We start from the raw sequence: 22,298 nt of genomic DNA on the forward strand, positions 1-22,298 counted from the left end.
GGCCCGATGTCTAGGCCACCACCCCGCGGGTACCGGACGGTTGCGCCTGCCACCCCGCGGGCGCCTCCGACCGAGAGGTGACCGTGACCATCGACACCAGTGCCACCGCCGTCGACGCCGTCCGCCGCGCGCGGACCGCATTCCCCACTTGGGCCACCACAGCGCCCGCCGAGCGCGGCGCCCTCCTGCGCGCCGCCGCCCACCGCGTGGCCGCGCGCGAGCAGGAACTCGCCGCCCTCACGACCGAGGAGACGGGTAAGCCCGCGGGCGACGCCCTCGGCGGCGTCCGAGCGGGAGTCGACACGCTGCTCCAGTACGCCGAGCTCGGTCCTCTGCATCGCGGCACGAGTCTTCGCGGAGGAGCCCTGAACGTCGACCTCGCCCTGCCGCACCCGCGCGGCGTGGTCCTCGCACTTACTCCGTGGAACGACCCGGTCGCCGTCGCGGCTGGTCTGCTGGGCGCTGCGATCGTCTCCGGCGACGTGGTCGTGCACAAGCCCAGCGAGCGCAGCCCCGCGACCGGTGCCCTGTTCACGAGCATCCTCGCCGACGCTCTGCCCCACGGCGTGCTCACCCTGGTCGAGGGCGACGGAGCGATCGGCGACGAGCTCGCCCGCACCGAGGGCGTTGACGTCCTCGCCCACGTCGGATCGACGGCCACCGGCCGCGCGCTGGCACGGATCGCCGCGGTCACCGGCGCACACGTGATCCTCGAGAACGGCGGCAATGACGCGCTCGTCGTGGACCGCGACGTCGATCCGGTCTGGGCCGCGGAGCAGGCCGCGCTCGGCGCCTTCGCCAACGCGGGTCAGATCTGCACCTCCGTCGAGCGGATCTACGTGCACCGCGACATCGCCGATGCCTTCACCGCCGCGCTGGTGGCCGAGGCCGAGCGCTGGAGTACCGGCCCCCTCCCCCGGCTGGTCGACGCCCGCATGCGCGACGCCGTGCACGAGCACGTCACCGAGGCGCTCGGCAGCGGCGCCCGTGCCCTCACCGGCGGCACCCCCGGCGAGGGCACCTTCTACCCGGCCACCGTCCTCGCCGACTGCACCGAGTCGATGCTTGTGATGACCGAGGAGACCTTCGGCCCCGTCGCCCCGATCGCCGTCGTCGGCTCCTTCGACGAGGGCCTCGCCCGCGCCGCCGCGAGCCCCTACGGCCTGGCCGCGTCGGTCCTCACCGCCGACATGGAGCACGCGCATCGCGCCGCGGCGACCCTTCCCGTGGGCACCGTGAAGGTCAACGGTGTCTTCGGAGGCGCCCCCGGCGGCAGCGCGCAGCCCCGCGGCACCTCCGGGTCCGGCTTTGGCTACGGCCCCGAGCTGCTGGATGAGATGACCACCACCACGGTCGTGCACTTCGGCCTCCCCGTCCTCCCGGGCGGTGCCCGATGAGTCTCGAGGGCTCGGCGCTCCAGCGGGCGAGCGCCCTCCTGGCGCACGTGCACGAGCGCCCACCGGTGGTCGCCGTCATCGGCGACCTGATCCTCGATTCCTGGTGGCTCGGCGAGACCGAGCGTGTCACACGGGAGGCGCCCGCGCCGGTCCTGCGGCTCGAGGACGTGGTGGATGTCGCGGGCGGTGCAGCCAACACCGCCGCCAATCTGCATGCGCTCGGCGCCGTCGTCCGCACCGTCGGAGTCGCCGGCCGCGACCCCGAGGGCGACCGGCTCCTGCGCGCCCTCGAGCGGGCGGGCCTGGACACCGCCGCGATCGTCCGCACCGGCGCCGCCACCACCATCAAGACCCGCGTCGTCGGCGGCGACAGCGTGATGCTGCGCGTCGACTCCGGGCCGCACCGTCCCGCCGACGACGAGTTGGAGCTGCTGGCCGAGGCCGCCGTGCGGGCCGCGGAGAGCGCCGACGCTGTGCTGGTCTGCGATTACGGCTCCGGGATCCTGCGCACCGCCGTCGAGCGCATGCTGACCGCCGGGCGTCCGGGGCTCCTGGTGATCGACGCGCACGAATTGGCCGAGTGGGCCTTCGCGCGTCCCGATGTCGTCACGCCCAACGCGAAGGAGGCGGAGCGCTTGCTCGGCGCCTCCCTCGGCCGCGGCACCGAGCGGGCCGCCGCCGTGCGCGCCGCCGCCGCCGAGTTGCACGCGCGCTCGGGCGCTCGCCACGTGGTCGTCACCCTCGACCGCGACGGCTCGACCGCGCTCGACGCCGACGGCTCGGTCAGCCGCACCTTCGCCCAGCCCGCGGAGGAGAAGCAGGCGTCGGGAGCCGGCGATACCTTCGCCGCCACGGTCACCCTCGCCCTCGCCGCCGGCCGTTCCCTCGCCACCGCCGTCGACCTCGCGCAGGCCGCCGCCGACGTGGTCGTGCAGCGCCCAGGCACCTCGGTCTGCTCCGCCGACGACCTGCTGGCCTCCCTCGCGGCCCCCGGCGCCGTCGTCCTCGGCGAGGACGCCCTCGTCGAGGTGCTCGGTGAGCACTCGCGGCGCGGCCGGCGAATCGTCTTCACCAACGGCTGCTTCGACGTGCTGCACCGCGGCCACACCGCCTACCTCCGGCAGGCCCGCGAGTTAGGTGACGTTCTGGTGGTGGCGGTCAATGACGACGACTCCGTCCGCCGGCTCAAGGGAGAAGGCCGCCCCATCAACCCCGAGGGTGACCGCGCCGGAGTGATCGCGGAGCTGGGCTGCGTCGACTTCGTCACCCTCTTCAGCGGCGACACTCCCATCCCGCTCCTGGAGCGCGTGCGTCCGGACGTCTACGTCAAGGGCGGCGACTACAACCCAGACATGCTCGCGGAGGCGGGGGTTGTCCGCTCCTACGGCGGCACCGTCACGACGGTCGGCTACGTGTCCGAGCACTCCACGACCGAGATGGTGCACCGCATCCGATCGGCCGCGCCGTGACCAGCCGCCGCTGGTCCGGGCGGTGGGGAGTCGCCGAGGTTCCTGAGCCGCCGCTCATCGACGTGCTCGTGCCGACGGTCGGTCGCCGCGCCGAACTCTCCGCCACGCTCGCCGGGCTCGCCGCTCAGGACGATCCGCCGTTCCGGGTGATCGTCAGCGACCAGTCCGACGACGGAGTTGCCGAGAGCGATCCGACGGTCCTGGCGATGCTGCGCGTGCTGGAGGCGCAGGGCCGCGCGCCGCTCGTGCGTCGGCACCTCCCTCGTCGCGGGCTGGCGGAGCAGCGCCACTACCTGCTCTCGCTCTCCAGTGCCCCCGCGGTCCTCTTCCTCGATGACGACGTCTGGCTCGAGCCGGGGACGCTCGCGCGCCTGCATGAGGCGCTGGAGCGGCTCGACTGCGGCTTCGTCGGCTCCGCAGTGCAGGGTCTGTCCTACCTCGAGGACGTCCGGCCGCACGAGACGGAGGCGTTCGAGACCTGGGAGGAGCGCGTGCAGCCCGAGCGGGTCCGCCGCGGCACCCCCGAGTTCGAGCGCTGGCCGCTGCACAACGCGGCGAACCTCACCCACGTCGCCGCCGACCTGGATGTTCCGGAGGGCGCCTGGCGCGCGTACCGGGTCGCCTGGCTGGGCGCGTGCGTCCTCTACCGCCGCGACGCCCTCTTGGCCGTCGGCGGCTTCGACTTCTGGGAGCAACTGCCCCCGGAGCACAGCGGCGAAGACGTCGCCGCGCAGTGGCGCGTCATGGAGCGCTTCGGCGGCGCGGGCCTCGTGCCCAGCGGCGCCGTGCACCTCGAGACACCCACGACGGTCATCGACCGGCGCGTCGACGCCTTCGACCGGCTCTTCGCCGAAGAGCACTCGTAACCCTCCGACGAAAGGACAGCACAATGGATGCGCCCAACCCGATCCAGATCCAGAAGTACCTCGCGGGCATCGACTACCCGGCTTCGAAGGACACGATCGTCAAGACCGCCGAGAAGGAGGGAGCCGACAGCGCCATCCTCGACGCGCTCCGCGCCATCCCCGACGGCACCTACGACAGTCCCACCGCCGTCAGCTCCGCCGTCTCCAAGGTCTGACCCCCTCGCCCCACCCCGCGAGATGCCTCTTCGGTACGCGACACGCCGTGCGAGACGTACCGAAGAGAGCATCTCGCGGGAGGCGCCGGACGGGGTCAGGCCGAGGCATGCTCGCGGAGGACGCCCGACTCGAGGGCTTGGAATGACAGCACTTTGTAACCCTCGGATTCGAAGAAGATCGTCGCCCGGTCCGCCTCGACGCTCATCACGGTGCCTGCGCCCCACTCACGGTGCTCCACCGCCTCGTCCACGCTGAGCGGAGCATCGACGGGCGCCTCGCTCACCTCGCCGCTCGCCTCGCCACTCGCCTCGTGATGCTCGCAGGCGTCGCAGTTGCCGCACCACTCCTCCGACTCGACGCCGAAGTAGTCGAGCAGTACCCGACGCCGGCACTGCTGCGTCTCGGCGTACGCACGCATCATCGACAACCGCGACTCCGCGATCCGCTCGCGAGAGGCGAGGGCGGCCGTCACCGCGTCCACCGCCTCATCCCCCGTCGCCTCGCAGGTCGCGCGCAGCCCCGTGCCGGTCTCGACGAGGCCGGCGTCTGCGAGGTCGTTCACTAGTCGGGCGATCGTGCGCGCGGGCTTGTCCAGCTCCTTTGCCAGCGCAGCGGAGTCGACGCCCGGCCGCTCCGACACGGCCGCCCAGACCACCCGCAGCGCCGCCCTGTCGACCGACCGCTTGGCGAAGAAGCGACGCAGCCCCAGATCCTCCGCGCGATAGTGCAGCGCACCGGTCGCGGGCTCACCATCGCGGCCCGCCCGGCCAATCTCCTGGTAGTACGCGTCAAGCGACTCCGTGGTCGTCGCGTGCACAACGAAGCGGACGTCCGCGCGATCGATGCCCATCCCGAACGCCGACGTCGCGACGACAACATCGAGCTCGCCCGCGCGCCACTGCTCGTGTACGACGGTGCGCTCCGACACCTTAAGCCCCGCATGGTACGCGGCAACCCGGCGCCCCTCGCCCGCGATGTCGGCCGCATAAGTCTCCGTCTCCTTGCGGGTCGCCACGTAGACCAGCCCCGGAGCCGTCCAACTGCGCGCCTCCTCGACCACAGCCGCGCGCTTCTCGTTCTCGCTCTCGTGTCGGCGCACGACCAGGCGGATCTCAGGCCGGTCGACCCCGTGCACCTGCACCTCCGGATCCTTCATCCGCAGCCGCTCGATGATCTCGTCACGCACGGGTCCGGAGGCGGTAGCCGTCATCGCGAGCACGGGAGGGTCGCCCAACTCCTCGCGAACGTCGGCCAGGCGCAGGTAGTCGGGGCGGAAGTCGTGCCCCCAGGACGAGACACAGTGCGCCTCGTCAACGACCAGGAGTGACACCCCCGCGGCCGCCAGTCGCGTGACGTTCTCGGCCTTGGCCAGCTGCTCCGGCGCCAGCAGGACGTAGAGCGGGCCGCCCTCGTCGATCCGCTCCCAGGCGCGGGCGACGGCTGCCGCGCCGAGGGAGGAGTTGATCGCCACGGCACGCGGAGCAACGGGCGCCGACTCGATTGCGGCAAGCTGGTCGGCCTGCAGCGCGACGAGCGGTGACACGACGAGGACAATTCCGCCGCGCTCCGCCCCGGCGATTTGATACACCGCGGACTTGCCGCCGCCGGTCGCGAGGACCAGGAGCGTGTCGCGCCCCGAGGCCGCCGACTCGATCGCCTCGCGCTGTCCGGGCAGCAGTGATGACCAGCCGAAGTCCTCCCGGGCAATGCGACTGACGGGATCGGTGCGGGGAGCGTTCATGGCTCGACGCTACGTCTCGGAGCCGGAGGAGAGCGTCCGCTTGACAGCGCAGCGAGGCTCGGTGAAGTGCTCCCAGCCCTCCAAGCCAGCCCTCGCCGCCTTACCGCCGCGTCAGCACCGGGTTGAACAGCGTCCCGATCCCCTCGACGTCGATCGCGACCGTGTCCCCGTTCGCGATCGGCCCGACTCCCGCAGGCGTCCCGGTGAGAATCACGTCCCCCGGGAGCAGCGTGAAGATCCGCGACACGTATGCCACGATCTCGGGCACCCCGTGGATCATGTCGCCGGTGCTCCCCGCCTGCTGCACTCGCCCATTGACGCGGGTCTCGATGGCGCTCTCGTTCCAGAGGAACTCGGTCTCGATCACCGGCCCCAGCGGGCAGAAGGTGTCGTACCCCTTCGCACGGGCCCACTGCCCGTCCGAGCGCTGGAGGTCGCGTGCGGTGACGTCGTTCGCGATCGTGTAGCCGAAGACCACGTCCTCGTAGTCCTCCGCGCGCACATTGCGGGCCACGGCGCCGATCACGATCGCCAGCTCTCCCTCGAACTCCACCTGCTGGCTGTCCTCGGGGAGGACGATTGCCTCGTCCGGCCCGATGACCGACGTGTTCGGCTTGAGGAAGACGAGGGGCTCCGACGGAGTCTCACCGCCCATCTCGGCCGCGTGGTCGGCATAGTTCCTGCCAATGCCGACCACCTTCGAGCGCGGGATCACCGGGGCGAGGAGCTTCGCCTCCGCGAAGGGGATGCGCTCGCCTGTCGTGTCGAATCCGGCGAACATCGGGTCCCCGGCGAGCACGACCAGATCGTCCTCGTCAACGATCCCGAAGTGAATCGCTCCCCCGTTGTCCCCGTCGCGCTGCGTGGCGAATCGTGCGATCTTCATGCGTCCAACCTCATCATCCATCCGTGCCTGTCCTCGCGGCGCCCGTACTGGATGCCGGTCAGCTCCTCGCGGAGCGACATCGTGAGTTCGCCCGCGGGCGCGCCCTCCTGTCCCACCGAGAAGCCCTCGCCCTTCAGTTCGGCAATCGGAGTGATCACCGCGGCGGTCCCGCACGCGAACACCTCGACCACATCGCCCGAGGCGACTCCCTCCCGCCACTCATCGATGCTGACTCGGCGACGCTCGACCCGGTGCCCACGGTCCTCGGCGAGCTGAAGCACGCTGTCGCGCGTGATGCCCTCGAGGATCGAGTCCGACTCCGGGGTGATGAGCGTGCCGTCCTTCGTGACCAGCACCACGTTCATGCCGCCGAGCTCCTCGATCCACCGCGACTCCTGCGAGTCGAGGAAGAGCACCTGCGCGCAGCCGTGGCCGTATGCCTCCTGCTGGGGCAGAAGGGAGGAGGCGTAGTTGCCGCCAGTCTTCGCCGCGCCGGTGCCACCCTTACCGGCCCGCGCGTACGAGGTCGAGAGCCAGATCGACACGGGCGCGACTCCACCCGAGAAGTAGGCGCCGGCGGGGCTCGCGATCACGTAGTAGCCCACGTCCTCGGCCGCCCGCACGCCGAGGAATGCCTCACGCGCGAACATGAATGGCCGCAGGTACAGGCTGGTCTCCGGCTCCGACGGCACCCAGTCGCCATCCGCAACGATCAGCCGGCGCAGCGACTCGACAAAGAGGTCGGTGGGCAGCTCGGGCAGGGCCAGGCGGCGGGCGGAGCGCTGGAGACGGCGGGCGTTCGCCTCGGGGCGGAAGGTCCAGATGGAGCCGTCCTCGTGACGGTACGCCTTCATCCCCTCGAAGATCTCCTGCGCGTAGTGCAGAACCGCCGCGGCGGGGTCGAGCGCTAGCGGCCCGTAGGGCAGGACGCGGGCGCTGTGCCAGCCGTCGGCGCGGGTCCAGCCGAGCTCGATCATGTGGTCGGTGAAGTGCACGCCGAAGCCGGGGTCGGCGAGGATGCGGGCGCGCTCGTCGGTGGAGCGCGGCGATGGGGCGGCGGTCACCTCGAAGGCGAGGTCTGCGCGGGCGGATTCTGTCGTCATCGTGGTGGTGTCCTTTTGCGGGAGGTCAGCGGAGGCGGGCGACGACCGAGTCGCCGATCGCGGCCGTGGAGCGCGGAGTACGGTCGCGAGACTCGATGTCCTCGGTCACCGCGGCGGTGACGCGAGCGGCCTCGTCGCGGCGGCCAAGGTGATCGAGCAGCATCGCCGCCGAGAGGATCGCGGCGGTCGGATCGGCGAGCTGGCGTCCGGCGATGTCGGGCGCGGATCCGTGCACCGGCTCGAACATGCTGGGGAACGCGCCACTGGGGTTGATGTTGCCCGAGGCTGCGAGTCCGATGCCGCCGCTGATCGCGCCGGCCAGATCGGTCAGGATGTCGCCGAAGAGGTTGTCGGTGACGATGACGTCGAACCTAGCAGGAGCGGTCACGAGGAAGATCGTCGCCGCATCGACGTGGAGGTAGTCGACGGCCACGTCCTCGAAGGCGGCCCCAACCTCATCGACGATCCGCTTCCAGAGCGAGCCGGCGAAGACGAGCACGTTCGTCTTGTGCACGAGGGTGAGCCGGGAGCGCCGCGCGCGGGCAAGCTCGAACGCGTGCCGCACGACCCGCTCGACCCCGTAGGCGGTGTTCACCGAGACCTCGTTCGCGACCTCCTGCGGCGTGCCCTGCCGGATCGCGCCGCCGTTGCCGACGTAGGGTCCCTCCGTGCCCTCCCGCACGACGACGAAGTCGACAGCACCCGGCTCGGCGAGCGGCGAGGGCACCCCCGCGTACAGGCGAGTCGGCCGGAGGTTCACGTAGTGATCGAGCGCGAACCGCAGGCGCAGCAGCAGCCCGCGCTCGATGTTCGCGTCCCTCAGACGCGGGTCACCTGGCGCACCACCAACCGCGCCCAGGAGGATCGCATCGTGCTGCGAAATCGCAGCGAGATCGTCGTCCGTGAGGACGTCACCAGTCTCGAGATACCGTGCCGCGCCCAGCGAAAAGGTCGTCTTTTCCAGCACGACATCGGAACCGACGGTCACGGCATCGAGGACCTTCACCGCTTCAGCGGTCACCTCCGGCCCAATCCCGTCTCCAGGAATGACGGCGAGCTTCACGGTGCGGGGCATGGCGGATCCTCAGGCGTGCGGGGTCAGAGTCCCCCCAGGGTACTCGCGGACCGGCCCCGGGGACGCCGGGGCCGGGGCGCTACTGAGAGACGTCCGTCGTCACCGCCACACCGGAGTGCTCTCCCGCTCGCGGGTCACACGACTGTCTCAACGCCGAGTGACACTGCAAGAGCCGCACTGCCGCACACCGAAGCGACAAGCCAGACGATTTCGACGCGTCGTCGACCCCCCTCCCATCCCTCCCACCCCCGCGAGATGCCTCTTGAGTACGCGACCCGTCGACGGAAGCAAACCCAAGAGGCATCTCGCGGAAGGGAAGGTGGGCGCTCAGCTGCGGCGGAGGCGCCACGCGCCGACCGCAGCGGCAGCCAGGACCAGCCCCGCCCCGAGCCACGCCGACCAGCCGACGCCCGAGTCGAACGCCGCGCTCGCCGAGGCGAGCAGACTGGCGGCCGAGTCGGCCGGCAGTTCCCCCGCCACGGATACGGCCCCGCCGAGGGTCTCTCCCGCGCGCTGCGCCTGCCCGGCGTCGAGGCCCACAGGCAGCACCACTCCCCCGCGATACACCGCGGTCAGCACCGTCCCCAGGGTCGCAGTGCCGAGCACGGCGCCGAGCTCGTAGGCGGTCTCTGACACGGCGGAGGCTGCTCCGGCCTTGTCGGCGGGGGCGTTCGCGAGGATCAGCTCATTCGACACGGTCTCGGCCGCGCCGATCCCGAAGCCCAGGAACGCGAAGGCAACGGCCACGGTGAGCGCCGAGGCGCCTCCGGGAGTCCCGCTGCCCACGGCGAGCAGCACGTAGCCGACCACCGAGATCAGCAGACCGGCCGGCACCACGAACCGCGGAGCAACCCGCCGCGCAATCGGAACCACGCCCAGCCCTGAAACAATCATCACCGCGAGCCCCGGCACCAGCACGAGCCCCGCCTCCAGCGGCGACAGCCCGGCCACCAGCTGGAGGTGCTGCGAGACGAAGAACAACCCGCCCACCAGCGCGGTCACACTGAGCAGGTTCACCACGATCGCAGCGCTGAACGATCCGCGGCGAAAGAGCGAGAGGTCGAGCATCGGCGACGCGCGGCGCTGTTGACGACGAACGAACAGCACGCCCGAGAGGACACCTGCGACGAGCGCCGCCGCGCCGACCACGTCGACTCCGTGCTCCGCGAACGACTTCACCGCGTAGACGATTGGCGCCATGGTCGCCAGCGAGAGGAGAATGCTCGGCACATCGACCGGTCCGGGCTGCGGATCGCGCGACTCCGGCACCAAAATCGGTACAAGCACCACCAGCGGAAGCAGCACCGGCACCGCCAGCAGGAACACCGATCCCCAGACGAAGTGTTCGAGCAGCACCCCGCCGACCAGCGGGCCAATGGCCGAGCCGACAGCGAAGCCCGTCGCCCAGATGGCGATGGCGAGGCGGCGCTGGTCACGGTGCGGGAAGAGGCTGCGCAGGAGGGAGAGCGTCGAGGGCATGAGCATCGCGCCGAAGAAGCCGAGCGCCGCGCGGGCGCCGATCAGCGCGCCGGCGGTGGGAGCACAGGCGGCCACGACCGAGACGACGGCGAAGCCGATCGCGCCGACCAGGAGGAGGCGCCGTCGGCCGATGCGGTCGCCCAGACTTCCCATTGCGACCAGCAGTCCGGCCAAGACCAGCGGATACGCATCGACAATCCAGAGCAGCTCGGTACCCGTCGGGCCGAGACTCTCGGCGATCGAGGGCAGCGCAAAGTTGAGCACCGTGTTATCCACCGACACCAGCAGCACGGGCAGCATCAGCACCGCGAGCGCGACCCAGGCGCGTCGTCCGACCCGGTCGGCAGCGCCGGTGGGATCGACGAGGGAGACGGGAGCGGTGCGCGCGGACACAGAAACGACCTTTCGGGATGGGAGACGTCGTGAGTATACCGTCCAGCCGGTACAGTCGCCAGTGATCCGCCGTAGGATGAACGCCGTGCCTCCTGCTGCCCCCGCCCGCGACCGCGTCCTCGACGCGTTCGAGCAGCTGTTGATCGAGCAGGGCGAGCGCGCCGCCACCCTCGAGGCCGTCGCACGCAAGGCCGGCGTCTCAAAGGGCGGGCTGCTCTACCACTTCCCCTCCAAGGACGCACTCGTCGACGGACTGCTCCAGCGCCTCGATGATCGCCGCGAGGAGGACGTCGCACAGAGCCTCGCCGCTCCGGAGGGAGTGGTCGCCTACCTCCTGCGCACCTCGTTCGCCGCCGACTCCGCCTTCGACCGCACTGTTCTCGCCGTTTCCCGCGTCGCGCAGGGTCACGACGAGCGCGCGAGCACCGCTCTCGCCCGAATCCACGACAGCTGGAACGAGGTCGTCGCCGAGGCCGTCGGCGACCCGCTCCTCGCCCGAGCCATCGTGCTGATGAGCGACGGCCTCTACTACAACTCCGCCCTGCTCCCGACGGGCCAGGAGTCGCGCGGCGAGGCCGAGGACGTTCTCGCCGTCGTTCAGCGCCTCCTGACCGCCTGACCCCGGCTTAAAGCCGCGTTACATGGCGCTCCCGGTCGAAGCGCCGGACCACAGCGAAAAACAGAACCACGTCGACCACGACGAGCACGACCGCACCGGCGCCCGCGACCGCGACGGTGAACAGCGAGAGCCCTGCCGTCTGGGCCACAACGAGGCCCACCAGCGGAAGCACCAGGAACGCCGCCGTCCCCTGCGCACCCTGCACCGTCGTCGCCCGCTGCGACACCGCCACGATCAGGCAAATCGCGAGGAAAGCGATGAGTGGGGCGAGCACGAGCGCCGAGACCAGCCAGGTCGCGGTCGGGAAGACCAGTCCGCCGAACAGCGGATAGCCGACCAGGTTCACGATGAGGCTATAGAGGAGAAAGGCCGCCCAGGTGATAAGCACCGCGGGGATCAGGGAGACGAGAATCTTCGCGAGCACCAGCTCACTGTTGGTCAGCGGCGTATAAAGGAGCCCCTCGATCGTGCGCTTCTCCTTCTCACCCACGAAGCTCGCGCTCGCGGTGACACTCGCCACCATCACGGGGATGAGGAGGAAGACGGGGGCGAAGAAGTAGACCACCATCGCGTAGGCGGTGGATTGCGCGAGGTCGTAGTCGGCGGGGACGACGCCCTCGGGCAGGTTCGCAAGGAACTGCTGCATCCCGGTGATCGACGCCATCAGCGTCTCGTTGCGGCCAAGGAGAAGCACCAGGACGGGAAGCACCGTGACAAAGAGGATGGGCACGACGATGATCGGCGCGAGAGCCTGCTTGTTGCGCAGGATCTCGCGGAAGTCCTTCGTGACGAGGGCGATGACGCGACGGCGGTTCATCGTTCTTCTCCGATGGTTGTGAAGTAGTACTCCTCGATGGTGTGGCGCCGAGGGACGATCGAGGCGATCCGAACACCTCCGGCGACGAGCGCCTCCACGAGATCGGGGACCTCGGCCTCCCTCGTGACCCGCAGGGTCAGCACGCCATCCTCCGAGGTGGTGGGCGCGGAGGCGAGACGGGCGACGATCGCGACCGCCGCCGTCGGATCACCCTCAACGGTGAGCTCCACGGTGGTGTCCGGCCAGCGCTGCTCGAGCAGGTCCGCGACGGGGCCGGACGCGACGAGACGGCCACCGTCGAGAATTCCGATGCTGTCGCACAGCGTTTCCAGACCCTGTAACTGGTGGGTGCAGATGACGACGGCGACGTCGCTCGAGGAGGTCAGCGATGAGAGGTAGCCGATCAGCTCCGCCGCCGCCTCAGGATCCAGGCCCGATGACGGCTCGTCCAGGAAGAGAACGTCCGGCTCGTGCAGCATCGCCCGCGCAATCGCGACCTTCTGGCGCATGCCCTTGCTGAACGAGCCGAGCACGTCGTCTGCCCGGTCCGACAGACCGAAGAGGTCGAGCACCTCGCCGATCCGCGCGTCGCGTCGGTCCGCGGACATCCCGAAAAGCTCGCCCCAGGCGATCAAGTTGTCGCGAACCGTGAGCAGATCGTAGAGATTCCCGTCGGTCTGCACGCCGATGCGCTGGCGGAGCCGGTCGGCCGACGCCGGGGTGAGCGGCTCCCCGAAGAGGTGCACGGCTCCCGCGGTCGGTGTGAGGAGCCCGGTCAGCAGGCGCACCGTCGTCGTCTTGCCGGCGCCGTTGGGCCCGAGCAGCCCGAATGCGGATCCGCGTCGAAGCGAAAAGGACACGTCGTCGACGACGGTCCGCCCGCCGAGGGTCTTGGTGAGGCCGTTGACGCCGATCAGCTCCTCGGAACGGTGCGGTCTCGGCGTCTGGATCGCTGCGTCGATCATGTGCTTCTGTGTCCGTTCGATCGGATGCGGATGACGAGGACACTCGCGATGGCAGCACTCAAGACCACGAGGGAGACCAGCCCGGCGCCCCACTGGTTGGTCCCGTCGCCGGCGATCAGGCCGGACGGCGAGAGCAGAGCGGTCGGGGACCACTTCCGAAAGCCCTCTGCGCCGGTGAAGAGGCCACCGAGAAAGACGACGGCAGCGATCACGATCGCGGAGAGAAAGGGAGCGTTAGTCCAACAGGCCAGCACCCCCGCCAGGAGGATGAACACCACCAGTGCGCCCGCCTGGAGCGCGAGCCCGCCGACGAGGAGTCCCCACTCGAGATCGGGGTGCAGGACCACGGTCTCGTAGCCGGCCATGGCCGCACCGGCCAGCGCGCCAATCGAGGCGACGATCGCCGAGACGGCCAGTCGCGGACCGAAGATCTGCCACGGCCCCGTTGCACGCGAGCGGTAAAAGAGGCGCAGACGCTCGTCCGGTCCGAGCGCGCACGCCCAGCCGACGAGATAGCCGGCGAGCAGGAGGGCGAGCTGCGATGAGTTCTTGAAGTAGGAGTCGACCAGGTTCTGCCAGGTGGGGGCCGAGACGGTGATCGTCACGGTCTCGGAGGCGCCCAGTGCACCGAAGATGTCGGCGCTGTACTCGGCGATGAGCGGTGAGGTGATGCCCGAGAAGAGGAACAGGAACGCGACCACGAGAAGCCTTCTCGTCCGGTTCCATCGCTTGAATTCGACGGAGAGGCTCATGACCGCACCTGCGCTCCGGCGTCTGCTGGTGCACCGATCCGATTCATGAACGCCTGCTGGAGGGAGTTCTCACCGAAGCTGACCGAGCGGATGTCGCCACTGCTCCGTGCAATGACAGCCAAGAGCGGTTCGACCGCCGCCATGGGCACGAGCAACTCGCGGACCGAGCCGAGCGCGGGCTCCGCCGGGACTCCCGCTGCGGAGAGGCGGGCGCGGAGGCCAGATGCGTCCTCGAATGACGACACGACGATGCTGGAGCGCACGGAGGCCGACTCGATGAAGGCGCCCTTGTCTCCCGCGAACACCAGACGACCGTGGTCGAGTACGACCAGCCGGTCGGCCACCGAGTCGACGTCGGTGAGAATGTGGCTCGAGATCACCACGCACATCTCGCGCCCGAGGCTGCGCACGATCTCGAGGATCGCCTCACGGCCGACCGGATCGAGGGCGCTCGTCGGCTCATCGAGGATCAGAAGGGAGGGCCGGCGGACGAGCGCCGCCGCGATCCCGAGTCGCTGCTTCATGCCCCGCGAGAACCCGCCCACCCGGCGCCGCGTGGCGTCGTGGAGTCCGACCCGCGCGAGCAGATCGCTGATCGCTCGCCGCGTCACCACGCCCTCCGTGGGCATCCCCAGCCGTGCCGACTGCGCAATGACCTCCAGCGGGGTGAGGAACGGCTCAAAGCTCGGGGTGTCGGGGCAGTAGGCGATCTCGTTGGAGCCGCGCTCGATCCGCCCCGATGTCACCGAGATGAGCCCGAGCAGCGCATGAATGAGCGTAGTCTTCCCGGCGCCGTTCACCCCGATCAGCCCATGCACACCGGTCCCCGAGAACGCGCACGTGATGCCGTCAAGGGCGGTGAAGGAGCCGAACCGCACGGTGACGCCGTCAGCCCGGACAAGCGCTCCGCTACTCGGTTGCACGCTGCTCGGTCCGGCCGAAGATCAGGTAGAGGATCCCGCCGAGGGGAATGGAGATCGCGCAGATGATCGCCCACGCCCACTTTGGCAGGTGCCGCGTGCCCGCGCTGCGAATCAGGTCGACGTAGCAGTAGACGAGGAACGCCAGACCGAGGATGAGGAATGGAAGCAGGATTTCGATCTTCATAACATCACTTTCTGTCTGAGGGCTTCACTGATCTGCCGGAGGTCGTCTAGGGCGGCTTCGTCGCCGTGGACCATCGCTACCGCGGTCGGGTTGATGACCACCTCGTCGATCCCGTGCTCGCCGATGTCCCGGATCTGCTCCGCGACCTCCTGCACCTCCCCGACGACGAATACGTTCCTGCGCACGAGTTCACGGGCGCCGGACGCGACATCGGAGGGGTGCGCGTCGATCCCCGCGCGGCGGAGCATGTCGGAGTAGTGGAAACGCGCAAGGTGGCTCGAGCATCCGGCCTGCGCGAGGAGGTTCGGCGATCGTCCCGGCCCTGTCAGGGCCACGTGCACATTAGTGACCACCCGCGCGCGCGTTCCGTCGGCCCGGGTCAGGCGCGGGAGGAGCACGTCGCGCACGTAGGTCCGCGGCGTCATCCAGGTGACGACGAAGTCCGCCACGTCGCGCGACCTGGAGGCCATGCCCGGTCGCAGCACACCGGTCCCGATCTTAACCGGGCCCGTCTCGAAGGCGGGCAAACGAGCGTGGCGAGCCTCCAGGCCGGGCACGGTGCTCGTGACCGGTCGTCCCGCCAGCAAGTCACGGACCATGCCTGCGTAGGCGGCGGTATAGCTGGCGGGGCGCTCCAGCGGCGCTCCCCGGGTCGCAGTCACGAAATCCGGATCGGAGGCTCCGTACGCGACCGCGACGTCGCGGCCGAGGACGGCCGCCAGCGACCGCGCCTGCAACGCGGCATCGTAGGGGGTGCGCAGCACAGCGAGGGCGGTCCCGATTCCGACGGGGACGGCGTCCTCGGTTCCACCGAGGCCGGCCAGCGCCATGTGGCTCTCAATCTGGAACGACTGCCCAGTCCAGAGGCGCGCGTAGCCACCCTCGCGGACGGCCCGCGCGTAGCGGCGGACGACTCCCTGATCGCTCGGTTGGTGCGGGCAGAGCAGCGATACCTCGCTCACGCGGCACCCTCCCCGCTCGCGCTCGGTGCGAGGTTGCGGGCGACATCATCGGGGTTGATCCCCGCCTCGGCCAACGCGTCGCGGATCCGGTCGACAAGCGCCCCACCGGACGTCACAGTCACGGCGATCGCCCCGGCCAGCGCAGCACACCGGCTCTCGCCAAAGCTCTGCTCCCGGCCGGAGCGGGTGGGCTCAGCCGCCATTCGCAGACCGGGAACGACCTCCGCGCACAGCGGAGACCCGCCTGTACTCGCCCCCGAGGACGGGACGAGTCGGCTCAGGACCTCGCCGACGCCTCCCGCATCGACCGAGGAGTAGTACACGATCGAGTCGTTGCGGGGGAACGCGTCTGGACGGGACAGGATCTTCGTCCGGAACGAGAGGTCACGGTCGACGAACTCGTGAACGCTGGCCGCCCAGAAGCGGAGGGCCTGATCGGGGTCATCAAAGCGCAGGTAGTGGCGCAGCATCGTGCCGGGCACCGCTGGCCGATCCGCGCGCTCGTGCACGAACATGAAGAACCCCGGCGTCAGATTTGGGCGCAGGCACGAGAGGCGCCCATGCCGCACACCCTCCGCCTCCGCAAGGTCGTTGGCCTCGAATCGCACCCGAACGCGATGCAGTTCCACGACCCCTGCGTCGCGGTCGCCGGACACCGGTGCCTCGACGGGGACAATCACCCCGGGGTCCGGCAGAGCGGCGCGGATGTCCTCCTCGAATGCCTCGTCCGGGAGCAGAGATGTCGTTGCGAAGACGTCCGGATTTCCTGCATGCAGATTCGCGTACAACCAGGTAGCGAGGCCGCGACGCGGGTCCATCGCGTCAAGCTCGAGCCGGGCGTCCGCCAGCGTCAGGACGCTGCGGTCAACATCGACCGTGAGGAGACGGGCGAGATCCGCCGCCGAAAAGCCTCCAGCGCTCACGTGATCACCGCCTCGAGGAGCACGGCCGCGCTGTCCGGCTCGAGCATCGCCTGCCGCCCAATACCTGCCAGAGCACGATCAGCCGCCGGCAACGAGTACGACATCATCGACCGCGCGATGACGCGTTCAATGACGTACCAGCCGATGCCTCGCGCCAGCTCATCCCGATCCAGTTGTTCGGTGCAGCGGCTGTGGTAACCCTCGAGGACCGCGGCGGCGACCGGCCGGGCCCGCGAGAGCATGGTCTCACCCCGATCCAGCAGCAGATTGTGGAAGTCCAGAACCGAACTCTCCGGCGAGTTGATACCCGTGAACGCCCGCACGACCGCGTCGAAGAGCACGGCGCCCAGCAGCCCTGCGACATCGCGGTGCGCCGGTGCAATCGTGAACTCCTCCCAGTCGATCAAGACCGGCTCACCGTCGGCCCCAACGAGGAACTGGTCCGGTCGGAGATCGCCGTGCGAGGGAACCATTGCGAACCGGCGCTGACCCGTCGTCCACGCGCGGACGACCTCGATGAACTCTGCGTCGTGCTGGAAGAGCCGCCAGCAGTCGAGTTCGCCGCCGCTCGCTCGCGCGTAAGCGGCCGGAGTAAGCCAGTCGAAGCCATGCAGCGGCTCCTCAGCGGAGCCGTCGGCGTTCATGGTCGGCCGCAGTCCGACGATGGAGTGCAGTTCGCCGAGGATCGCGCCGGCCCGGGCGAACAGGCGTTCGACCTCGTCCGTCTCCTGGGCGCTGTCGAGGACCTGCTGCAAGGAACGAGCCTCGAGCAAATAGGGAAACACCACCGTCCGCGCCTGCGCGTCGCTCGAGAGTATGACGGGCGAGAACGTCAGCGCGCGCGTGCGGCGAACATCCTCCCACTCGAGGGTGTTGCGGAAGCGCCGGTCGGCATCTGCCGGCTCACCTGAGAACACCTTGCGGAAGACCAGGCCCTCCGCAGACGAGACGACCGTCGAGCGGTTCCGCCCGACCAGCCTGTCTGTGATCGCCTCAGTGAGCATCAGATCCCCGCCGTTTCGTCATCATGCGACGCTTCCCCCGTCGCGAGCACTGCGTCGCCCGTGAGCACTGCCTCCTTGCTGAGCAGCGCCTCAGCGCAGGAGAATGCGTAAACTTCCTCGATTGCGCCGAGCGGCCGATCCCCATTCAAACAGAATGTCAGTCCCCTCGCCGAATCTGGACCGACGAACAGCCACGAACCAGCTAGGACGCCGGGCGCCGAGCCGCCTTTAAACTGCATGATCGGCTCACCCTCCGGATGGTTCTCCATATGCCACGGAGTCCATGAACGTTCGGACAGACGGCGCATGACGCTGTCAATAGATTCAGGTGTAATAAAGTAGTCCAGCCCGTCCGTGTATCGGATGAAATTGAGCGCGCTGGCTCGGAGATGAGAGTCGATCACGGAATGTTCGGCCGCAGATTCCAGTCCCCGTCCCCAGGCGCGAAGAAGATAGTCCCGCGTCGAGAGCAAAGGAGTATTAAGAAAGCGTGGAACGCCGTGGAACTCGGCAGTGGCGAGAATCTTCTCGGGCCCAAGGATACGAAGAAGAAGATCGGCCGCGGTGTTGTCGGAGCGCAGTGTCATCAGTGAGCAGAGATCACCGACAGAGATCGATGTGCCGATATGCGCTGTCGTCAGGCCGCTACTGAGGTATGAAATGTCGGACTTTAGGATGACGCACTCCGTCGCGAGAGAGAAGGCGCGCGACTCGACGGCGGCCAGCGTTGCATCAAGGATGAAGAGCTTCATCAGGGAGGACCCGGCGACCACGTCTGGGCCAGACTGGGCAACGACACCCCCGTCTCTCGTCAACACGGAAACCGTGTCGGCCACAGCGCACAGTGCCCTTCTGAGTTCCTCAGCATCGCGAATGCGCGGAACCGGTGTCGTCAATCGCATCCCCTCGAGCCTCCCATCGGCTGTCTCTTGGACGTAGACGACTCCCGCGATTCCGGCTTCCGACTCGACCTGGACCGCCGTGAGGCAGGCGGATTCCCGTGTCGAGTGTACGAATCGAGGGCGGCTGAGCTGAATTGCCTGGACCGTCTGAAGGACAGCCGACTCTGGTCCGATGCGGTACGCGGGGCGCAGGCGTCGATCAATCTCGTCCTTCGACACCTGCTCGCCTGAGAGGAGCAACTCGACAGCCGCGGCCGTCGTCCGGCTGGTCGTCATTTTGCACTTCCTGTCGTGTTCTGGAGTGGCCGGGAGAGGACGCGTACCACGGCGAATCCCATATTTCGCACCTGTCGGACCTGCCTTCTCGCGACTGGAGATATAAGACGGATGCGGGTGCTGGCATCGCCGCAGAGAAGCCAATCCGCTAGATTCGCTCAGCGGATGAAGATCAGCGCCGGGACGCCCCGGGAACGACCCGACGCCGATCACATACCCGTCGTCAGACGGATCAGGTCCAGGACCAGGACCAGGAGAACGACAGCGAATAGCTCACGCTGATACTGACAGACGTTCCAACGTCTCCCAGTTGTGCGTCGTTGAGAACGATGCTTTGAATCTCCGTCGGTGACGCATAAGCGGTGTAACCGCTCAGCAGGCTCCGTTCCATGACTTTCCCTTTCTTCGTTCGCGATTGGCAATGCGATCCCGAAGCGACGTTCTCACCTCCACCCCAGGCGCGCTCATGAACCATAGCAGCAAGTAAGATGATGACGTCACAACAGAAAGGGACTATTACTTATGCCTCCCATAACAAACACTTCTCTCTTGAGAGGATTCTGCGCCGAGACCGTACGCGCACTCTGCGCGCGAGGCAGTGCCGCTAAGTGCTCCACGTACTCGAGGATCATCGTCTTCGCCGATCAAGCCCTCCTTGGTACACCGCCCGCGGAGGGGGCCCTCGAGGCACTTCGTGAGGGGATACGCGAACCGCTTGTACGTCCGACGAGCGGTCCGCCTGAACTCGATGCGGTTCTCGCCGATGCGGCTTTGCTTCGAAACTGTTCAGCCGCAGTGGCGCTTGGCGGAGGATCGGTCATTGATCACGCGAAACTGGTCCGAGCAGCAGCAGCCGGGGCCGACCTGCGTTCACCGACGAAGTTGGCTGCGGGCCACGTGCGCCTCGTCACTGCGCCATCCCACGTGCCGCTGATCGCGCTTCCGACAACGCTCGGTACTGGATCCGAGCGCAACACTAATGCCGTCCTCGCCGCCGGTGGCCGCCGATTTCTTGTCTCGGGTGACGTCCTGCGTCCGGACGTGGCCGTCCTCGACGCCGACTTCACTCGCTCGCTCAGCACCAACGCGATTCTCTCCGGTATTTTCGAAGCCCTCGCACGCACCATCGAACCCCATGCAAGCCCGACGGCTCAGCTCGGCGCTGACCAACTCGCGCTCGCCACGGCGGCCCGGCTGGCCGTCCTCGGCGACGAAATTTCAGTGCACAGGGGCGAGCCGGTTGCCGACGACGTCCTTTTCGAGGTCGCCCGCCTCAGTGGATTGAGCCACGCACCCGCGATGCACGCGGGACGTTCCGCGTTCGCCTTCCCCGGCTGGTTCCTTGCACACGAACTCGCCACGGTCACCGGCACGTCCAAAGTTAGCTGCCTTCGCGCGCTGCTACCCGTGATCGATCGGCGGGCACACCTCGGGGTTCGGGCCTGGGGATCAGCGCGCCGGCGAACGGCGGCCTCGAGTGCCGTCCTGACCGCCGTCGGCTTGCCTTCAGAGACGGAATCGGCCCTGAGCGTCCTGGCGACGCGCTGGTCGCTCGCCGTCCCATCTACCGAGTTCGACGTGGATGCGCTGAGCGCGAGAATTTTAGCGGCGTGGGGACCTCCTTCGCCCCACCTGACACGCATCGGACACGACGAGCTAGTCGCTGTGCTGAGCGAGGTGAAAGACTCCGGTTCCGCCTAGCAGAGACCACGACGGGGCCCTCCGCAGTGCCTTTGTCGCCGGATCTCGCCGACTGGAGACGTTGGTGAGGCAACTCTTGCCTGCGCCAACTGAGAAAATTATACCCGGGGCGACGGCCGACCTAGTCGCGCTCTCTGCCTGCGCACCGTTGTTCTGGCACCACCGATCGGCTTCGACGATGCCGGGTTCCAGCACGACTCCGTCGGGCGCGAGGCGCTGCTTCATGGTGAGCAGCCCGAGTTCATCAAATTGGCAAGAGGTCGAGACATCAGCGTCGCTCAAGATAGCTTGAGGCGTATCAACGTCTTTTGGATGAGCAACGTGACCCTCCACCGTAGGTAGACCCTGACCTTAGGGAAATTCACGCTGCTTGTTCGAGGAAGTATACACAGAAATCAGCTAAGCTTCAAGCTATTCCCAGTAAGAGGAGACCCTGATCACGCATGAAAAGTTTTGCTGGATAAATTTCTGGCTTCAGTCGTCTTCTATCGACATTCAGTCACCGTTGTCCAATTCTCGATGGCTTTCCGCCCGGATCCGGAGAATAGTCTTTCGAAACTCGACCGCCGACGGTTTATTGGTAGCTTTGGCTTGCCAGAGCAGGTAAAGCGGGATGCAACCAAAGTGACGCTCACTGAGCGGAACCTCGATCAGGTCGCGCGAATCGGGGTGAAGTAGACCTTGTGGAAGAATTGCGAGACCCAGGCCCTCGGCGACAAGATCGTGGAGCAGGGCGGGACTCTGGGACTGATAGTCGACACTGAATCCAGCATGATTAAGGACCTGGTCGATCTTCATCCTTGCAGGAGATCCGATTTGGAGACTGAGGAGCAAATTCCCAGAAAGACAAGTTAGGTCGGTTAGCGGTGGGTGAAGACCTTCTACGCTGTCGCGACGATAGACTATACACAATGGCACAGCACCCAAACTTGCTTTAGCTAAAGTTTTATCATCAGTTATTGGGCCTCCTACGACGACAAGGTCTAGCTCGTCTCTACGAAGGGACGCGATTAGATCACCACTCGGCCGTTCGTACACTTCGACTGTCGCAAGCGGATTCTTAGAGGAAAATTCAGAGATCGCACTTGGGATAGGTACAAGCTGTGCCCTCACCGAGGGCACGATCCCGAGCATCACCACCCCATGGATTGTTGCGGCGTGGTGCATCGCCTCTAACCGCAACTCGGCGGCTTCGTTCAGAAGCTTCTCCGCCCTAGGGAGTAGCCAGGCGCCCAACTCAGTCAGTCTGACACCTCCCGATACGCGACGAAAAAGGTATCCACCAAGGAAAGACTCGAGCAGGCGTACTTGAGCGCTCACGCCTGGCTGAGTGACGTGCAGCTTCTCGGATGCTCGAGTAAAACTTTGCTCCCTAGCGACAGCGACAAAGTATCGCAAGCGCTGAATTTCCATGACATGAGGGTAACTCGCGAGGATCGCAACGGTGCTAATGGCGCGTTTTGTTCCCCTTTAGGCGCATATTCCGCTAATACCCACACGAGGAGCAACGCCGCGCTACCCACGCAGCACATCGACGAACATGCCCTCACGCGAAACCATCCCTTTGTTGTCCTCTCCGCACAACTTGCGCGCAGAGGACCAAGGCGAAGCTCGCCTCAAGCCTCAGGAAATAATGGCTGGGATG

General features: G+C 67.8%; 21 protein-coding genes. 6 read left to right on the plus strand and 15 right to left on the minus strand.

The window, feature by feature from the left end:
- Positions 1-83: 83 nt before the first annotated feature.
- The 4 genes from HRF29_RS13270 to HRF29_RS13285 are packed head-to-tail and all read left to right on the plus strand — an operon-like array spanning position 84 to position 3,947.
- Positions 84-1,397 carry an aldehyde dehydrogenase family protein gene (locus HRF29_RS13270; protein WP_425503137.1) on the plus strand — a complete coding sequence of 438 codons (1,314 nt, stop codon included), beginning with the start codon at positions 84-86 and terminating at the stop codon, positions 1,395-1,397.
- Positions 1,394-2,866 carry a D-glycero-beta-D-manno-heptose 1-phosphate adenylyltransferase gene (gene rfaE2, locus HRF29_RS13275; RefSeq protein ID WP_173249316.1) on the plus strand — a complete coding sequence of 491 codons (1,473 nt, stop codon included), beginning with the start codon at positions 1,394-1,396 and terminating at the stop codon, positions 2,864-2,866. The genes HRF29_RS13270 and rfaE2 overlap by 4 nt, the downstream gene beginning before the upstream one ends.
- Entirely contained in the window at positions 2,863-3,732 is an 870-nt protein-coding gene (locus HRF29_RS13280; RefSeq protein ID WP_173249317.1) for a glycosyltransferase, read from the plus strand. The genes rfaE2 and HRF29_RS13280 overlap by 4 nt, the downstream gene beginning before the upstream one ends.
- A 23-nt stretch (positions 3,733-3,755) precedes the next feature.
- The gene (locus HRF29_RS13285) at positions 3,756-3,947 is read left to right on the plus strand and encodes a DUF2795 domain-containing protein (RefSeq protein ID WP_173249318.1); all 192 of its coding nucleotides are present in this window, start codon (positions 3,756-3,758) and stop codon (positions 3,945-3,947) included.
- A gap of 95 nt (positions 3,948-4,042) precedes the next feature.
- Here HRF29_RS13285 and HRF29_RS13290 read toward each other — a convergent pair whose 3' ends face one another.
- From HRF29_RS13290 to HRF29_RS13310, 5 genes are all read right to left on the minus strand, one after another.
- Positions 4,043-5,689, minus strand: a complete 1,647-nt coding sequence (locus HRF29_RS13290) for a RecQ family ATP-dependent DNA helicase (protein WP_173249319.1) — start codon at positions 5,687-5,689, stop codon at positions 4,043-4,045.
- 100 nt (positions 5,690-5,789) lie between these two features.
- The gene (locus HRF29_RS13295; RefSeq protein WP_173249320.1) at positions 5,790-6,575 is read right to left on the minus strand and encodes a fumarylacetoacetate hydrolase family protein; all 786 of its coding nucleotides are present in this window, start codon (positions 6,573-6,575) and stop codon (positions 5,790-5,792) included.
- Entirely contained in the window at positions 6,572-7,678 is a 1,107-nt protein-coding gene (locus tag HRF29_RS13300; protein ID WP_173249321.1) for a branched-chain amino acid aminotransferase, read from the minus strand. The genes HRF29_RS13295 and HRF29_RS13300 overlap by 4 nt, the downstream gene beginning before the upstream one ends.
- Positions 7,679-7,703: 25 nt before the next feature.
- Positions 7,704-8,753, minus strand: coding sequence for a 3-isopropylmalate dehydrogenase (locus tag HRF29_RS13305; protein WP_173249322.1), 1,050 nt, complete (start codon positions 8,751-8,753; stop codon positions 7,704-7,706).
- Between the two features lie 327 nt (positions 8,754-9,080).
- Entirely contained in the window at positions 9,081-10,625 is a 1,545-nt protein-coding gene (locus tag HRF29_RS13310) for an MFS transporter (RefSeq protein ID WP_343043746.1), read from the minus strand.
- An 85-nt stretch (positions 10,626-10,710) separates the two neighbouring features.
- Here HRF29_RS13310 and HRF29_RS13315 point away from each other — a divergent pair, with 85 nt between their 5' ends.
- Positions 10,711-11,244: a TetR/AcrR family transcriptional regulator gene (locus HRF29_RS13315; protein WP_343043747.1), complete on the plus strand. Its 534-nt coding sequence runs from the start codon at positions 10,711-10,713 to the stop codon at positions 11,242-11,244.
- 7 nt (positions 11,245-11,251) lie between these two features.
- Here HRF29_RS13315 and HRF29_RS13320 read toward each other — a convergent pair whose 3' ends face one another.
- Genes HRF29_RS13320 through HRF29_RS13360 form a run of 9 tightly spaced genes read right to left on the minus strand, consistent with a single transcriptional unit; the run spans position 11,252 to position 18,952 of the window.
- Positions 11,252-12,061, minus strand: coding sequence for an ABC transporter permease subunit (locus HRF29_RS13320; protein WP_173249323.1), 810 nt, complete (start codon positions 12,059-12,061; stop codon positions 11,252-11,254).
- Positions 12,058-13,026, minus strand: coding sequence for an ABC transporter ATP-binding protein (locus HRF29_RS13325; protein WP_173249324.1), 969 nt, complete (start codon positions 13,024-13,026; stop codon positions 12,058-12,060). Before HRF29_RS13325 ends, HRF29_RS13320 begins: the two co-directional genes overlap by 4 nt.
- Entirely contained in the window at positions 13,023-13,778 is a 756-nt protein-coding gene (locus HRF29_RS13330; protein ID WP_173249325.1) for a hypothetical protein, read from the minus strand. Before HRF29_RS13330 ends, HRF29_RS13325 begins: the two co-directional genes overlap by 4 nt.
- Complete coding sequence (locus HRF29_RS13335) at positions 13,775-14,701, minus strand: ATP-binding cassette domain-containing protein (RefSeq protein WP_222929658.1); 927 nt, start codon at positions 14,699-14,701, stop codon at positions 13,775-13,777. Before HRF29_RS13335 ends, HRF29_RS13330 begins: the two co-directional genes overlap by 4 nt.
- Positions 14,688-14,885 (minus strand): PLDc N-terminal domain-containing protein, encoded by a 198-nt coding sequence (locus HRF29_RS13340; protein WP_173249327.1) that lies wholly within the window; start codon positions 14,883-14,885, stop codon positions 14,688-14,690. Before HRF29_RS13340 ends, HRF29_RS13335 begins: the two co-directional genes overlap by 14 nt.
- Entirely contained in the window at positions 14,882-15,847 is a 966-nt protein-coding gene (locus HRF29_RS13345; RefSeq protein WP_173249328.1) for an LLM class flavin-dependent oxidoreductase, read from the minus strand. Before HRF29_RS13345 ends, HRF29_RS13340 begins: the two co-directional genes overlap by 4 nt.
- Positions 15,844-16,770: a T3SS effector HopA1 family protein gene (locus tag HRF29_RS15220; protein WP_173249329.1), complete on the minus strand. Its 927-nt coding sequence runs from the start codon at positions 16,768-16,770 to the stop codon at positions 15,844-15,846. Before HRF29_RS15220 ends, HRF29_RS13345 begins: the two co-directional genes overlap by 4 nt.
- On the minus strand, positions 16,767-17,774 hold the full coding sequence (locus HRF29_RS13355) for a phosphotransferase (RefSeq protein ID WP_173249330.1): 1,008 nt from the start codon (positions 17,772-17,774) through the stop codon (positions 16,767-16,769). Before HRF29_RS13355 ends, HRF29_RS15220 begins: the two co-directional genes overlap by 4 nt.
- Positions 17,774-18,952 (minus strand): serine hydrolase, encoded by a 1,179-nt coding sequence (locus HRF29_RS13360; protein ID WP_173249331.1) that lies wholly within the window; start codon positions 18,950-18,952, stop codon positions 17,774-17,776. The genes HRF29_RS13355 and HRF29_RS13360 overlap by 1 nt, the downstream gene beginning before the upstream one ends.
- Positions 18,953-19,474: 522 nt before the next feature.
- Between HRF29_RS13360 and HRF29_RS13365 the strand changes: the two genes are divergently transcribed.
- The gene (locus HRF29_RS13365; RefSeq protein WP_246227044.1) at positions 19,475-20,653 is read left to right on the plus strand and encodes an iron-containing alcohol dehydrogenase; all 1,179 of its coding nucleotides are present in this window, start codon (positions 19,475-19,477) and stop codon (positions 20,651-20,653) included.
- Positions 20,654-21,148: 495 nt separating this feature from the next.
- Here the strand turns inward: HRF29_RS13365 and HRF29_RS13370 are convergent, their stop codons facing one another.
- The gene (locus HRF29_RS13370) at positions 21,149-22,066 is read right to left on the minus strand and encodes a LysR substrate-binding domain-containing protein (protein WP_173249333.1); all 918 of its coding nucleotides are present in this window, start codon (positions 22,064-22,066) and stop codon (positions 21,149-21,151) included.
- Between the last annotated feature and the right edge of the window lie 232 nt (positions 22,067-22,298).

Origin of the sequence: Rathayibacter agropyri, from assembly GCF_013249015.1 — a bacterium.
Classification (GTDB): domain Bacteria; phylum Actinomycetota; class Actinomycetes; order Actinomycetales; family Microbacteriaceae; genus Rathayibacter; species Rathayibacter agropyri.